At 60.5% G+C, this 13,283-nt stretch carries 11 protein-coding genes; 3 read left to right on the forward strand and 8 right to left on the reverse strand.

What is annotated here, in order from left to right; translation table 11 throughout:
• Nucleotides 1-8: 8 nt before the first annotated feature.
• The 6 genes from U367_RS0119260 to U367_RS0119285 all read right to left on the reverse strand — a co-directional run bounded on the left by U367_RS0119260 (nucleotide 9) and on the right by U367_RS0119285 (nucleotide 7,488).
• Nucleotides 9-641: a sarcosine oxidase subunit gamma gene (locus U367_RS0119260; protein ID WP_028618218.1), complete on the reverse strand. Its 633-nt coding sequence runs from the start codon at nucleotides 639-641 to the stop codon at nucleotides 9-11.
• Between the two features lie 122 nt (nucleotides 642-763).
• Nucleotides 764-3,781: a sarcosine oxidase subunit alpha gene (locus U367_RS0119265; protein ID WP_028618219.1), complete on the reverse strand. Its 3,018-nt coding sequence runs from the start codon at nucleotides 3,779-3,781 to the stop codon at nucleotides 764-766.
• A complete protein-coding gene (locus tag U367_RS0119270; RefSeq protein ID WP_010207083.1) occupies nucleotides 3,778-4,080 on the reverse strand; it encodes a sarcosine oxidase subunit delta in 303 nt (100 codons plus the stop codon). Before U367_RS0119270 ends, U367_RS0119265 begins: the two co-directional genes overlap by 4 nt.
• 15 nt (nucleotides 4,081-4,095) lie before the next feature.
• The gene (locus U367_RS0119275; protein WP_010207084.1) at nucleotides 4,096-5,346 is read right to left on the reverse strand and encodes a sarcosine oxidase subunit beta; all 1,251 of its coding nucleotides are present in this window, start codon (nucleotides 5,344-5,346) and stop codon (nucleotides 4,096-4,098) included.
• A gap of 22 nt (nucleotides 5,347-5,368) precedes the next feature.
• Nucleotides 5,369-6,622, reverse strand: coding sequence for a serine hydroxymethyltransferase (gene glyA, locus U367_RS0119280; RefSeq protein WP_028618220.1), 1,254 nt, complete (start codon nucleotides 6,620-6,622; stop codon nucleotides 5,369-5,371).
• Nucleotides 6,623-6,759: 137 nt separating this feature from the next.
• The gene (locus U367_RS0119285; RefSeq protein WP_028618221.1) at nucleotides 6,760-7,488 is read right to left on the reverse strand and encodes a TraX family protein; all 729 of its coding nucleotides are present in this window, start codon (nucleotides 7,486-7,488) and stop codon (nucleotides 6,760-6,762) included.
• A 90-nt stretch (nucleotides 7,489-7,578) separates the two neighbouring features.
• Here U367_RS0119285 and U367_RS0119290 point away from each other — a divergent pair, with 90 nt between their 5' ends.
• Nucleotides 7,579-8,619, forward strand: coding sequence for a threonine aldolase family protein (locus tag U367_RS0119290; RefSeq protein ID WP_028618222.1), 1,041 nt, complete (start codon nucleotides 7,579-7,581; stop codon nucleotides 8,617-8,619).
• 176 nt (nucleotides 8,620-8,795) lie between these two features.
• The gene (locus U367_RS0119295; protein WP_028618223.1) at nucleotides 8,796-8,996 is read left to right on the forward strand and encodes a hypothetical protein; all 201 of its coding nucleotides are present in this window, start codon (nucleotides 8,796-8,798) and stop codon (nucleotides 8,994-8,996) included.
• Nucleotides 8,997-9,087: 91 nt separating this feature from the next.
• Here U367_RS0119295 and gbcB read toward each other — a convergent pair whose 3' ends face one another.
• Complete coding sequence (gbcB, locus tag U367_RS0119300; RefSeq protein ID WP_028618224.1) at nucleotides 9,088-10,188, reverse strand: glycine-betaine demethylase subunit GbcB; 1,101 nt, start codon at nucleotides 10,186-10,188, stop codon at nucleotides 9,088-9,090.
• 280 nt (nucleotides 10,189-10,468) lie between these two features.
• On the opposite strand from gbcB, the gene gbcA reads away from it, so the two are divergent.
• Nucleotides 10,469-11,764, forward strand: coding sequence for a glycine-betaine demethylase subunit GbcA (gene gbcA, locus U367_RS0119305; protein ID WP_028618225.1), 1,296 nt, complete (start codon nucleotides 10,469-10,471; stop codon nucleotides 11,762-11,764).
• Nucleotides 11,765-12,507: 743 nt separating this feature from the next.
• Here gbcA and etfB read toward each other — a convergent pair.
• On the reverse strand, nucleotides 12,508-13,278 hold the full coding sequence (etfB, locus tag U367_RS0119310) for an electron transfer flavoprotein subunit beta (RefSeq protein ID WP_028618226.1): 771 nt from the start codon (nucleotides 13,276-13,278) through the stop codon (nucleotides 12,508-12,510).
• Nucleotides 13,279-13,283: the final 5 nt, after the last annotated feature.

A 13,283-nucleotide genomic window follows, 5' to 3' on the forward strand; every position in this document is an offset into this window, starting at 1 on the left:
GGTATTCCTCAGGCTTGGACGCTCAGGCCGAATTCGGCGGATGCATCCTGTAACCACAACCACCAGTAATCCGAGAAGCTGCGGCGAATCAGCAGTTCCCAAGTGTCTTCAGCCGTGTGACGGATCACCAGCTGCGACTTGGCGAACACCGTGCCCACCGCCTTGCCCACCGGGAAGTTGTTGGGGTGCACGTCGTAGCTGGTGGACTTCATCAGTACATCGCGCACATTCGGGCCGCTGAGTTCGAGGATCTGCTGGCCGCCGCTGACGTTGACGACCTGGATGTGCAACTCACCCAACGCGGCACGCAGGTTTTGCTCGGCGGCGAATTCTTCACCGCTTGGCACGATCAGCAACCACTCATCCGGGCCGAGCCACTGCAGGCTGGTTTCACCCTTGACGATCACTTGCAAGGCGCCGGGCAATTCGATGCCCAGGGCCTTGTGCACGCCGGCAGCGAAGGCTGCGTCATGGCCGTCGCCCCGGATAGTCAGGTGACCCAGGAGTTTCTTTTCACGCACGGTCACGCCGGCGTTCTTGCGACCCTTGCCGACCAGGCTGGCGAGGTCGGCATGGTGCAGCGACGACTCGGCCTTGGCGCCGGTGGTGGGGCGTTGTTGGTAAACATTGGCTGCTGTCATAAAGCACCTGTCTTAATTCTGTTGTGAGGCTACTGGCGTCTTCGCGAGCAAGCCCGCTCCCACATTTGGAATGCGTCCCCCTGTGGGAGCGGGCTTGCTCGCGAAGGCCGCGACTCGGTCCATCAGATATTTTGGCGATCGCCCTTAGGATCGAAGAACACCGAGGACACAATCTCCGCCTCGATCACGCTGCCATCCGCTTGCGGTGAAAACACCCGCTCCCCGATGCGCTTCAAGCCACCCTTCACCACCGCCATCGCAAACGAATAACCCAGGGAGTTATGCGCATAGCTCGATGTCACGTGGCCGACCATCTTCATCGGAATCGACTGCTTCGGATCAAACACCAACTGCGCGCCTTCCGGCAGCCAAACGGTCGGGTCGATCGGCTTCAAGCCCACCAGTTGCTTACGCTCTTCGCGTACGCAGTCTTCACGGTTCATGCCGCGCCAGCCGATCCACGAGAACGGTTTGGTGCGACCAACGCACCAGCCCATGTTCAGGTCGTCCGGGGTCATCGAGCCGTCAGTGTCCTGGCCGACGATGATGAAGCCCTTCTCCGCCCGCAGCACGTGCATGGTTTCGGTGCCGTACGGGGTCAGGTTGTATTTCTTGCCGGCGTCGACGATTTTTTCCAGTACGCCCATGGCGTAGTCGGCCTGCACGTTGACTTCGTACGACAGCTCACCGGTAAACGAGATCCGGAACACACGGGCCGGTACGCCACCGACCAAACCTTCCTTCCAGGTCATGAACGGGAAGCCGTCCTTGTCCAGGTCGATGTCGGTGACTTCCGCCAGCAGCTTGCGGCTGTTGGGGCCGGACAGGGTCATGGTCGCCCAGTGGTCCGTGACCGAGGTGAAGTACACCTTGAGGTCTGGCCATTCGGTCTGCTGGTAGATCTCCAGCCACTGGAGTACGCGGGCGGCGCCGCCGGTGGTGGTGGTCATCAGGAAGTGGTTGTCGGCGAGACAGGCTGTGACGCCGTCGTCGAAGACCATGCCGTCTTCCTTGCACATCAGGCCGTAGCGCGCCTTGCCCACGTCGAGCTTGGTCCAGGCGTTGGAGTAGATGCGGTTGAGGAATTCGCGCGCGTCCGGGCCCTGGATGTCGATCTTGCCGAGGGTCGACGCATCCAGCAGGCCGACGCTGTCGCGCACGGCCAGGCATTCGCGTTTCACCGCCGCATGCAGGTCTTCACCGTTGCGAGGGAAGTACCAAGGGCGCTTCCACTGGCCGACGTCTTCAAATTCGGCGCCGTTCTTCACGTGCCAGGCGTGCAGCGCGGTGTAGCGCACCGGCTCGAAGATGTGCCCGCAGTGACGGCCCGCCACCGCGCCGAAGGTCACCGGCGTGTAGTTGGGACGGAACATGGTGGTGCCCATCTGCGGGATGGTCACGTTCAGCGAACGAGCGGCAATCGCCAGGCCGTTGACGTTGCCCAACTTGCCCTGGTCGGTGCCGAACCCCAACGCGGTGTAGCGTTTGACGTGCTCCACCGACTCAAACCCTTCACGGGTCGCCAGTTCGATGGCGGCGGCGGTCACGTCGTTCTGCAGGTCGACGAATTGCTTCGGCGCCCGTGCGGTTGGCTTGTCGTGCGGCACTTGGTAGATCGCCAGCGTCGGCTCTTCCAGGCGGCTCAGGGCTTTCGGCAAGGTGCCTTCCACTGGCGCAAAACCGGCTTCGCTGGCTGCGCGCACGCCCCCTTCAAAACCGTCTGCCAGGGAATCGCCAAGGCCGTAGACACCGTTGATACCACCCACGCACACGCGTTTCTGCGGCGCTTCGCCCGGTACAAAACCGAGGATGTCTTCACGCCAGGTCGGCTTGCCGCCCAGGTGCGAAGCCAGGTGGACCACTGGGCTGTAGCCGCCAGAGCTGGCGACCAGATCGCAATCCAGCCACTCGCCTGGGCTGGTGACTTTGTGCGCTTTCACATCAATCGCAGCGACGCGGGCAGCAGTGACGTGCTTGCTGCCACGAGCCTCGATCACAGCGCTGCCGGTGAGGATTCGAATACCTTTGGCGCGGGCTTCTTCAACCAGTGCGCCGCGTGGGTTGTGGCGTACATCAGCCACGGCCACCACTTGCAGGCCGGCGTCGAGCCAGTCCAGCGCAACGCGGTAGGCGTGATCGTTGTTGGTCGACAGCACCAGTTTCTTGCCCGGCGCCACGCCATAGCGACGCACGTAAGTAGAAACCGCACCGGCCAGCATGTTGCCCGGCACGTCGTTGTTGCCGTACACCAGCGGGCGCTCACACGCACCGGTCGCCAGCACGACGCGCTTGGCGCGCACACGGTGGATGCGTTGGCGCACCACACCAATCGGCGCACGGTCACCGAGGTGGTCGGTGAGGCGTTCGTGAATGGTCAGGAAGTTATGGTCGTGGTAGCCGTTGACGGTAGCGCGGGGCAGCAGCACCACGTCCGGCAGGGCTTTCAATTCAGCAATGACGCTGGCAACCCATTCAGCGGCTGGCTTGCCGTCGAGGCTTTCGCGCGAGTCCAGCAGCGAACCGCCAAACTCTTCCTGCTCGTCAGCGAGGATCACACGGGCACCGCTGCGTGCAGCCGCCAGCGCAGCGGCCAGCCCAGCAGGGCCTGCACCTACGACCAGCACATCGCAGTGACGGTTGAAGTTGTCGTAGGTGTCCGGATCGTTCTCGGTCGGCGAGCGGCCAAGGCCGGCAGCCTTACGGATGTACTTCTCGTAGGTCATCCAGAACGATTGCGGGTACATGAAGGTTTTGTAGTAGAAACCCGGTGGCATCAGCTTGCCGCCGACCTTGCCAAGAATGCCCATCACGTCAGTGTTGACGTTCGGCCAGCCGTTGGTACTGGTGGCGACCAGGCCTTGGTACAGCGCCTGTTGCGTGGCGCGCACGTTGGGAATCTGGGTAGCTTCGGTGGCGCCGATCTGCAGCACCGCGTTCGGCTCTTCGGCGCCCGCAGCGAAGATGCCGCGAGGGCGCGAGTACTTGAAGCTGCGGCCGATGATGTCGACGCCGTTGGCCAGCAGGGCGGCGGCCAGTGTGTCACCTTCAAAGCCTTTGTAGCTCTGGCCGTTGAAGGTAAACGTCAGGACTTTATTACGGTCGATCCGGCCACCGTTGGACAGGCGATTGGTCTGGCTCATACCTTCTCTCCAGAGGCCTTGGCGGTGAATTGTGGCTTCTCACCGATCTTGTAGGTTTCAAGAATTTCGTAGGTCAGGGTGTCGCGGGTCGCGTTGAAGTACTGGCGGCAACCGGCGGCGTGGATCCACAGTTCGTGGTGCAGCCCGCGGGGGTTGTCGCGGAAGAACATGTAGTCGCCCCACTCTTCATCGGTGCAGGCATTCGGGTCCAGCGGGCGCGGGATGTGCGCTTGGCCGGAGGCGTGGAATTCCTCTTCGGAGCGCAGTTCGCCACAGTGAGGACAGAAGATATGCAACATAGGGAATTTCTCCTGTTAGTGGGCGACGGCCGCAGCGCCGTGTTCGTCGATCAACGCACCGTTGTGGAAACGGTCGATGGAAAAAGGTGCGGCCAACGGGTGCATTTCACCCTTGGCGAGGCTGGCGGCAAACACGTTGCCTGAGCCCGGCGTGGCCTTGAAGCCACCGGTGCCCCAACCGCAGTTGAAAAACATGTTGGGCACTGGGGTCTTGGAAATGATCGGGCAGGCATCCGGCGTGGTGTCGACGATACCGCCCCACTGGCGGTTCATGCGCACGCGGGACAGCACCGGGAACATCTCGACGATGGCCTGGATGGTGTGTTCGATCACCGGGTACGAGCCGCGCTGGCCGTAGCCGTTGTAGCCGTCGATACCGGCGCCGATCACCAGGTCGCCCTTGTCGGACTGGCTGATGTAGCCGTGCACGGCGTTGGACATGATCACGCTGTCGATAATTGGCTTGATCGGCTCCGACACCAACGCTTGCAGCGGGTGGGACTCAATCGGCAGGCGGAAGCCCGCCAACGACGCCATGTGCCCAGAGTTACCGGCAGTGACCACACCGACGCGCTTGGCGCCGATAAAGCCCTTGTTGGTTTCCACGCCGATGCACACACCGTTTTCCTTGCGAAAGCCGATCACTTCGGTCTGCTGGATCAAATCCACGCCGAGGGCGTCAGCCGCACGGGCAAAGCCCCAGGCCACGGCATCGTGACGGGCCACGCCGCCGCGACGTTGTACGGTAGCGCCGAGCACCGGGTAGCGGGTGTTCTTGGAGCAATCGAGGTACGGGATCTCGTCGGCCACTTGCTTGGCGTTGAGCAGTTCGCCGTCCACGCCATTGAGGCGGTTGGCGCTGACGCGGCGCTCGGAATCACGGATGTCTTGCAGGGTGTGGCACAGGTTGTAGACGCCACGCTGGGAGAACATCACGTTGTAGTTCAGGTCCTGGGACAGGCCTTCCCACAGTTTCATCGCGTGCTCGTACAGGTGGGCCGACTCATCCCACAGGTAGTTGGAACGCACGATGGTGGTGTTGCGCGCGGTGTTACCGCCGCCCAGCCAGCCTTTTTCGACCACGGCCACATTGGTGATGCCGTGCTCCTTGGCCAGGTAGTAGGCGGTCGCCAGACCATGCCCGCCGCCGCCGACAATGACCACGTCGTAGACCTTTTTAGGGGTCGGCGTGCGCCACATTTTCTGCCAGTTTTCGTGGTGGCTGAGTGAGTGCTTGAAGAGGCCGAAGCCCGAGTAGCGTTGCATAGTCATTACTCCAAAACCGCGCTCAGCGATAAACCGGGAAATCAGCGCACAGGGCAGACACGTGCTTGGCCACGTTGGCCTCGACATCGGCATCGCCGAGGTTGTCGAGGATGTCGCAGATCCAGCCAGCCAGTTCGATGCACTGCGGCACTTTGAAACCACGCGTGGTCACCGCCGGGGTGCCGATGCGCAGACCCGAGGTCACGAATGGCGACTGCGGGTCATTCGGCACGGCGTTCTTGTTGACGGTGATGTGGGCGCGGCCCAAGGCGGCATCCGCCTCTTTGCCGGTGAGGCCCTGACGGATCAGGCTGACCAGGAACAGGTGGTTGTCGGTGCCGCCGGACACTACATCGTAGCCGCGTTTGATAAACACCTCGGCCATGGCCTGGGCGTTGTCGATCACTTGTTGCTGATAGGCCTTGAAGCCCGGCTCCAGCGCTTCCTTGAAGCACACGGCCTTGCCGGCGATGACGTGCATCAGCGGGCCACCTTGGGCGCCAGGGAATACGGCGGCGTTGAGTTTCTTTTCGATTTCTTCGTTGGCCTTGGCCAGGATCAGACCGCCCCGTGGACCGCGCAGGGTCTTGTGGGTAGTGGTGGTGACCACGTCGGCATACGGCAGCGGGTTCGGGTACAGGCCGGCGGCAACCAGGCCGGCGACGTGGGCCATGTCGACGAACAGCAGTGCGCCCACCTTGTCGGCGATCTGACGGAAACGTGGGAAATCCAGAGTCTTGGAGTAGGCAGAGAAACCGGCTACGACCATTTTCGGCTTGTGCTCGACGGCCAGGCGCTCGACTTCGTCGTAGTCGATCAGGCCGGTGTCGGTGTTGATGCCGTACTGCACCGCGTTGTACAGCTTGCCCGAGGACGACACTTTGGCGCCGTGGGTCAGGTGGCCGCCGTGGGCCAGGCTCATGCCGAGAATGGTGTCACCGGCGTTCAACAGGGCCAGGTACACCGCGCTGTTGGCGGAAGAACCGGAGTGCGGCTGCACGTTGGCGTAATCGGCGCCGAACAATTGCTTGGCGCGTTCGATGGCCAGGGCTTCGACCTTGTCCACGTGCTCGCAGCCGCCGTAGTAACGCTTGCCTGGGTAGCCTTCGGCGTATTTGTTGGTGAGGCCGCTGCCTTGAGCTTCCATCACGCGTTTGCTGGTGTAGTTCTCTGACGCGATCAGCTCGATATGATCTTCCTGACGCTGCTCCTCGGCATTCATCGCCGCCAGCAGTGCGTCGTCATATCCCTGAATCTGGTCTTGTTTGCTGAACATCGCGTCTCTCCCAGCCTTTCGTATTGTTGAGGCCCGTGCAGGGCCCTTTGATGCGATGGTAGGGCTGGCGTCAGCAGGTCAAATGCCTACGCACGCCACGCAAAGGTGCGTTTACGACATGGAATGAATTCTGCGACTCAAGCAAGGCTGTGGCGCAAGGCCAGCAGCAGCAGGAAATGCGCGGGATAGAGGGCATACGCCCAGCGGCGCATAGGCGGCGGGGAGGCATTTTTGGCGTGTCGTAACAGGACCAGGCCGAGTATTGGCGCAATCAGGCAAGTGGCCAATCCCGCCAACGCGACGGGGGAGCCACTAGCGAGCAAAACCTGCCATTGATTGGCCGCGACGCAGACCACGCCAGGCAATACGCTGAAATACCAGGGACGACGGAACACCAGCAGCATCGCCAGTGGCAGTAATACACCGAAAAAACCAAACATCAGCTGCGTGGAAAACACCACCGCAATCGTGCCCGCGATCAGCGCCAATCCGCGATCAAAAAGCGCTTTCTGCTGCCATCCTCGGGCAATAAGCAAACCCAACGCCAACGTCGGCAATACGTTCAATGTATCGGCATCATCGATAAACAGTCGGTACGGCACTTCGCTGATCACGCTGAACAGCAGCAGCCAGCCCAAGTACCGCCACTGGCCCATGACAGGTGAGTTTCTCGCCCGATGCAGGTTGGCCGCAATCGCCAGGCAAAACCAAGGGAACGCCAGGCGCCCCGGCACATACAGGCCGTCCAGGTTCAAACCGACATAGCGCAAGTGGTCCAGCACCATGCTCAACAGCGCCAGCCACTTGAGCAGATCCAGAGCGCCATCACGGACGCGTCCGACAGGAATCGTTTGAGTACCGTGCATAATTCCCCAGTGACTTTGCATTTACAGTACGTGCGCACCCGCGACAATCTTGGTTACAGTGCGCACCAACATCGACCACAGGAATGGGCCATGACCGACAAGAGCCAACAATTCGCCAGTGACAACTATTCGGGCATCTGCCCGGAAGCCTGGGCCGCCATGGAACAAGCCAACCAGGGCCATCAGCGCGCCTACGGCGATGATGAATGGACCCACCGCGCCGCCGACGGTTTCCGCAACCTCTTCGAAACTGACTGCGAAGTGTTCTTCGCCTTCAACGGCACTGCTGCCAACTCCCTGGCGTTGTCTTCGCTGTGCCAGAGCTACCATAGCGTGATTTGCTCGGAAACCGCCCACGTCGAAACCGACGAATGCGGCGCGCCGGAGTTTTTCTCCAACGGTTCCAAGCTGCTCACCGCTCGCACCGAAAACGGCAAGCTGACCCCGGAGTCGATCCGCGAGATCGCCCTCAAGCGCCAAGACATTCACTACCCCAAACCACGCGTGGTCACCCTGACCCAAGCCACGGAAGTCGGCAGCGTGTATACCCCGGATGAAATACGCGCCATCAGCGTGACCTGCAAAGAGTTGGGGCTGAACCTGCACATGGACGGCGCGCGCTTCTCCAACGCCTGCGCGTTCCTCGGCTGCTCGCCCGCCGACCTGACCTGGAAAGCCGGCGTGGACGTGCTGTGCTTTGGCGGCACCAAGAACGGTATGGCCGTGGGTGAAGCGATCCTGTTCTTCAACCACAAGCTGGCCGAAGACTTCGACTACCGCTGCAAGCAGGCCGGCCAACTGGCCTCGAAAATGCGCTTCCTGTCCGCGCCGTGGGTAGGCCTGCTGGAAAACGACGCCTGGCTCAAACACGCGCGTCACGCCAACCACTGCGCTCAACTGCTGAGCAGCCTGGTGGCGGATATTCCCGGCGTGGAGTTGATGTTCCCGGTGCAGGCAAACGGCGTGTTCCTGCAACTCTCGGAACCGGCGATTGCCGCGTTGACCGCCAAGGGCTGGCGTTTCTACACCTTTATCGGCAAAGGCGGCGCACGCTTCATGTGTGCGTGGGATACCGAGGAAGAACGTGTAAGAGAATTGGCGGCGGATATTCGGAAAGTGATGGAAGCCTGAAACGACGGGCCTTTCAGCGCGTTTTCAGAGACTGTTTGTACGTATTTCTGACAGTATCTATCTACCCCCTGTCTTGGATAGGATCTCGTCACCCCGAACACACGGACGCGTTACTTCGGGGCTGACTGCCTGCCGAATAATCGGTCGGAAATGGAAATCCAGCAGAGGGTTACATCATGGAATATCAGAACAACGGCAACACCCTGCAAAGCGACGGCACGATCAGCACCACCGTCATTGATTGGGATGAATTTCGGAAACACGCAAAAGTCGGTGACACCATCCGAGAGCCATCAAGGACATTGAGGATCTACGAAAAAGCCTATGAATTGACAGCATCAGGCCAGCACTTTGTAGTCCATATCTACGCCCAATAACCGTTAGCGCCTAAGACCCGCGCCGCAGACTCATGACTTGCAACGCGGGACTGTTGATCGTTCCCACGCTCTGCGTGGGAACGATCATTGGTCAGAACTCGATGCGCACATCACCCTTCGGCACACTGCAGCACGACAGGATGTAGCCTTCGGCTTCGTCTTCCTCAGTGATGCCGCCGTTGTGGTCCATCTCGACCTCCCCGCCCAGCTTCATCACTTTGCACGTGCCGCAGATGCCCATGCCACAGGCTTTCGGGATCAACAGCCCGAGCTTGGCCGCCGCCGCATGCACGGTTTCACCAGGGGCGACACGAATGCTTTTGCCCGACGCGATGAACTCCACCTGGTGCAGATCCGCCAGGTCGATTTCCGGCGCGTCGGCGGCTTGTTCGGCTTGTTCGACCGCATCCGCACGGGCTTCCGGCGGCGTGGCGCCGAACGATTCCTCGTGGTAACGCGTCATGTCGAAACCCGCCACTTCCAGCAGGCGCTTCACCGCGTTCATGTACGGCGTAGGCCCGCAGCAGAACACTTCGCGCTCCAGGAAGTCCGGCACCATCAGTTCGAGCATCTTGTGATTCAGGTAACCGCGATAACCCGCCCATGGCTCACCCAAGCCGTGTTTCTCGCAGATCAGGTGCAGGCTGAAGTTATCGATCCGCGACGCCATGTGTTCCAGCTCACGGTGGTAGATGATGTCCTTGGGCGAACGGGCGCTGTGGATAAACGTCATGTCGACGTTGGCGTTGGTGTCGTAGAACCAGCGCGCCATGGACATGACTGGCGTTATCCCCACACCGCCGCTGAGGTACAACACTTTCGGGCTTGGGAAGTCGATGGCATTGAACAAGCCTACCGGCCCGTGCACCGCCAGCTCTTGCCCTTCATGCAGGGTGTCGTGCAACCAGTTGGAAACCTTGCCGCCCGGCACGCGCTTGATGGTCACCGAGAAACTGTACGGCACCGACGGTGAGCTGGAGATGGTGTAGGAGCGCATGATCGGCTGGCCTTCGATTTCCAGCTCCAGGGTGACGAATTGCCCCGGCTTGAAAAAGAACAGGATCGGCTGGTCGGCCATGAAACAGAAGGTGCGCACGTCCCAGGTTTCCTGGATGACTTTGACGCAACGGACAATGTGCCGACCATTGGCCCAGGTCTGGGTGGTTACCGGATTCAGGAAATTATTGGACATGTTGTTCTCCACCGCCGACATCGGCCTTATGGTGGCGATTCTGCGTAACGCCAGAACCATCCATTTACCTATCTGCGACATTCACATACTTATCGCGACCAGGCCCCAACGACCTAGGGTTGCGCGTCGGGAACAGATTGGGCCATGTCGCCCATGGATAAGGTTCGGCCCATCGGCGGCCCCACACTCGCTCCCAACACAGACGCTTTTTTTACGCCTTGCTGCAAACCTGATTAGCCACTTATCTCGGCCACACAGAATGGCCATGAGGACACACACGATGGACGTCACCGCAACCTTAAGCTTGGGCGATCCGCTGGAACCCGCACGCAAGGCCACCGCGCAAATGCTGCAAGAGCGCGAGCGCACTTTCTCGCTGCCACAGCCGTTCTACTCTGATGAACGGCTGTTTGATATCGACATGCAGGAGATCTTCCAGAAAGAGTGGCTGATCGCCGGCATGACCTGCGAGATCCCCACCAAGGGCAACTACCTGACCCTGCAAGTAGGCAAGAACCCGATCATCGTGATCCGTGGCGCCGAAGGCGTCGTGCATGCCTTCCATAACGTGTGCCGTCACCGTGGTTCGCGCTTGTGCACCAGCGACAAGGGCAAGGTCGCCAAACTGGTCTGCCACTACCACCAGTGGACCTACGAACTGGACGGCCGCCTGCTGTTCGCCGGCACCGAGATGGGCGCCGACTTCGACATGAAGCAGTACGGTTTGAAGCCGGTGAACGTGAAGACCGCTGGCGGCTACATCTTCATCAGCCTGGCGGAGAACCCGCCGGCCATCGATGATTTCCTGTCGACGCTGAACCATTACATGGAACCCTACGACATGGAGAACACCAAGGTGGCGATTACCACCACCTTGATGGAGAAAGCCAACTGGAAGCTGGTGCTGGAAAATAACCGCGAGTGCTACCACTGCAACGCGTCGCACCCGGAACTGTTGAAAACCCTGCTGGAATGGGACGACGTCACCGACCCGCGCGCCGACCAGGCGTTCAAGGATCACGTGGCCGCCTCCGCCGCCGCCTGGGATGCCGAGAAGATCCCGTACGCGCACGCCAGCTTCGGCTTGCGTAACCGCATCGTGCGCATGCCGCTGCTCAAGGGCACCGTGTCGATGACTCTGGACGGCAAGCAGGGCTGCGCCAAACTCATGGGCCGCATCAAGAACCCGGACCTGGGCTCGATGCGCATCCTGCACCTGCCCCACTCCTGGAACCACTGCATGGGCGATCACATCATCGTGTTCACCGTGTGGCCGATCAGCGCCCAGGAAACCATGGTCACCACCAAATGGCTGGTGCACAAGGACGCCGTGGAAGGCGTGGACTACGACGTCGAGCGCATGCGCCAGGTGTGGGACGCCACCAACGACCAGGACCGTCGCCTGGCCGAAGAGAACCAGCGCGGCATCAACTCCACCGCCTACCAGCCAGGTCCATACTCCAAGACCTATGAGTTCGGCGTGGTGAACTTTGTGGATTGGTACAGCGAGCGCATGCTGAACAACTTGGGGGCCGCTCCAGCGCCGCACCTCAAAGGTGTTGCAGTTCACGAATAACCTTTTGATCTTCAGGGGGCTGGGTTGTACAAAAAACACCCAACCCTCTGATAACCCTTGATTCCCCTGCCCTCCAGCCTTTACCCAACAACTTATCCACAAAGCCACCCACAGCAATTGTGGGCAAGTACGCTTCCCTCCTGAAATTAAGTGAAAAAAATCCGTGACTTATTCCAGTCAGTCGGTCTGGCCCAGCCTTGTTCATTTATTGATCAACTGAATAGAAGCCATGATTTATATGGCCTGTAGCGGTACGCGAACACCTTATCCACAGAAGCACCAACAGACTTTGGGGGCAACTCTGAGAACGCTGTGGAAAACCACCGAAAACCTTCATAAATCGCGGTTTCCAGGGATTTCAGCCGGGAAAAAAACCAATTCGATCATATTTTGATCAATCCGATGAAAGCCTTGATTAATAAGGGCTTCAGCCGAGAGCGAACATGTTATCCACAGAAGCGCCAACAGACTATGGGGGCAAGTCGGCCTGGAGAAATGCATAAGAGCAAAGAAAAACCCAAGTAAAAACCGTCAGTTAGCCTGGTTGTTTTTCGTACAGAGGGCTGCAGGGCTTGATTCACAGGGGGCGTGGACAACCGCGAACAGGTTATCCACAGACGGGTCAACAGGGATTGTGGGTAAACCCTCTGTAGGAGCCGGCTCGCCGGCGATGACGGCGTGTCAGTCGAGACATCCATCGGCTGAACGATTGCTATCGCTGGCAAGCCAGCTCCTACGGGGGGTTAGCGCACGACGCCTTCCTCTATAAGCAGTTTGAGGATAGCTTCGGCGCCCGCTTCCGGGCTGAGGCCCTTGAGTACTTGCCCACCGCCGCCACTGGCCTTGGCCGTGGCGGCTTTCATCCGGTCGGCACCACTTTTGGCCTTGATCACCTTGAGGCGCTTTGGCCGTGGTTTGGCCGGCTGGAGCACGGCGCCTGTGAATAACTCGTCTTGTTCGATTTCGACTTCATGGGCCGCCAGCTCACCGCGCTGCGCCGGACCGTAAGCACTCTGCCGTGGTTTAGGCGCGGCGTTATCCACTGTCGCCAGGAACGGCAAGCGCACCTTCAGGCGCCGCCGCTGACCGCGTGGCAAGGCTTGCAGCACATGGGCCACGCCGCCATCGATGGACTCGACCTGCGCCAGCCCGACAATCAGCGGCCAACCCAACTGCTCGGCCAGCAGGTACGGCAACATACCCGAGCCTTCGCCGGTTTCGGCCTGGCTACCAGCGAGCACCACTTGGGCACCCGCGTCGCGCAGGTATTCACTGAGAACGGGCAAGGCATCGCTGCCCGCCGGTTGCTCCAGCACATGCAATTGCGGCAATCCCATGCCCAGGTAGCTACGCAGGGTCGGCTCATTGATGTTGCCGGCGTGCAACACCTGCAACTTATCCCCAGCCATTTGCAGGCCGAGCTCCACCGCACGCGCATCCTGTTCGGCGCGGCGCGGGCGCCCGGAGGTCGGGTGGGCGCCGATGGATACCAGGCTGATGACATTCGTGTTCATGCTCA

This window comes from Pseudomonas canadensis (assembly GCF_000503215.1).
In the GTDB taxonomy this organism is placed as follows: Bacteria; Pseudomonadota; Gammaproteobacteria; order Pseudomonadales; family Pseudomonadaceae; genus Aquipseudomonas; species Aquipseudomonas canadensis.

Coding starts and splice junctions, on each gene's coding strand:
- U367_RS0119260 (WP_028618218.1), bottom strand. CDS start 641: ATGACAGCAGCCAATGTTTACCAACAACGCCCCACCACCGGCGCCAAG.
- U367_RS0119265 (WP_028618219.1), bottom strand. CDS start 3,781: ATGAGCCAGACCAATCGCCTGTCCAACGGTGGCCGGATCGACCGTAAT.
- U367_RS0119270 (WP_010207083.1), bottom strand. CDS start 4,080: ATGTTGCATATCTTCTGTCCTCACTGTGGCGAACTGCGCTCCGAAGAG.
- U367_RS0119275 (WP_010207084.1), bottom strand. CDS start 5,346: ATGCAACGCTACTCGGGCTTCGGCCTCTTCAAGCACTCACTCAGCCAC.
- glyA (WP_028618220.1), bottom strand. CDS start 6,622: ATGTTCAGCAAACAAGACCAGATTCAGGGATATGACGACGCACTGCTG.
- U367_RS0119285 (WP_028618221.1), bottom strand. CDS start 7,488: ATGCACGGTACTCAAACGATTCCTGTCGGACGCGTCCGTGATGGCGCT.
- U367_RS0119290 (WP_028618222.1), top strand. CDS start 7,579: ATGACCGACAAGAGCCAACAATTCGCCAGTGACAACTATTCGGGCATC.
- U367_RS0119295 (WP_028618223.1), top strand. CDS start 8,796: ATGGAATATCAGAACAACGGCAACACCCTGCAAAGCGACGGCACGATC.
- gbcB (WP_028618224.1), bottom strand. CDS start 10,188: ATGTCCAATAATTTCCTGAATCCGGTAACCACCCAGACCTGGGCCAAT.
- gbcA (WP_028618225.1), top strand. CDS start 10,469: ATGGACGTCACCGCAACCTTAAGCTTGGGCGATCCGCTGGAACCCGCA.
- etfB (WP_028618226.1), bottom strand. CDS start 13,278: ATGAACACGAATGTCATCAGCCTGGTATCCATCGGCGCCCACCCGACC.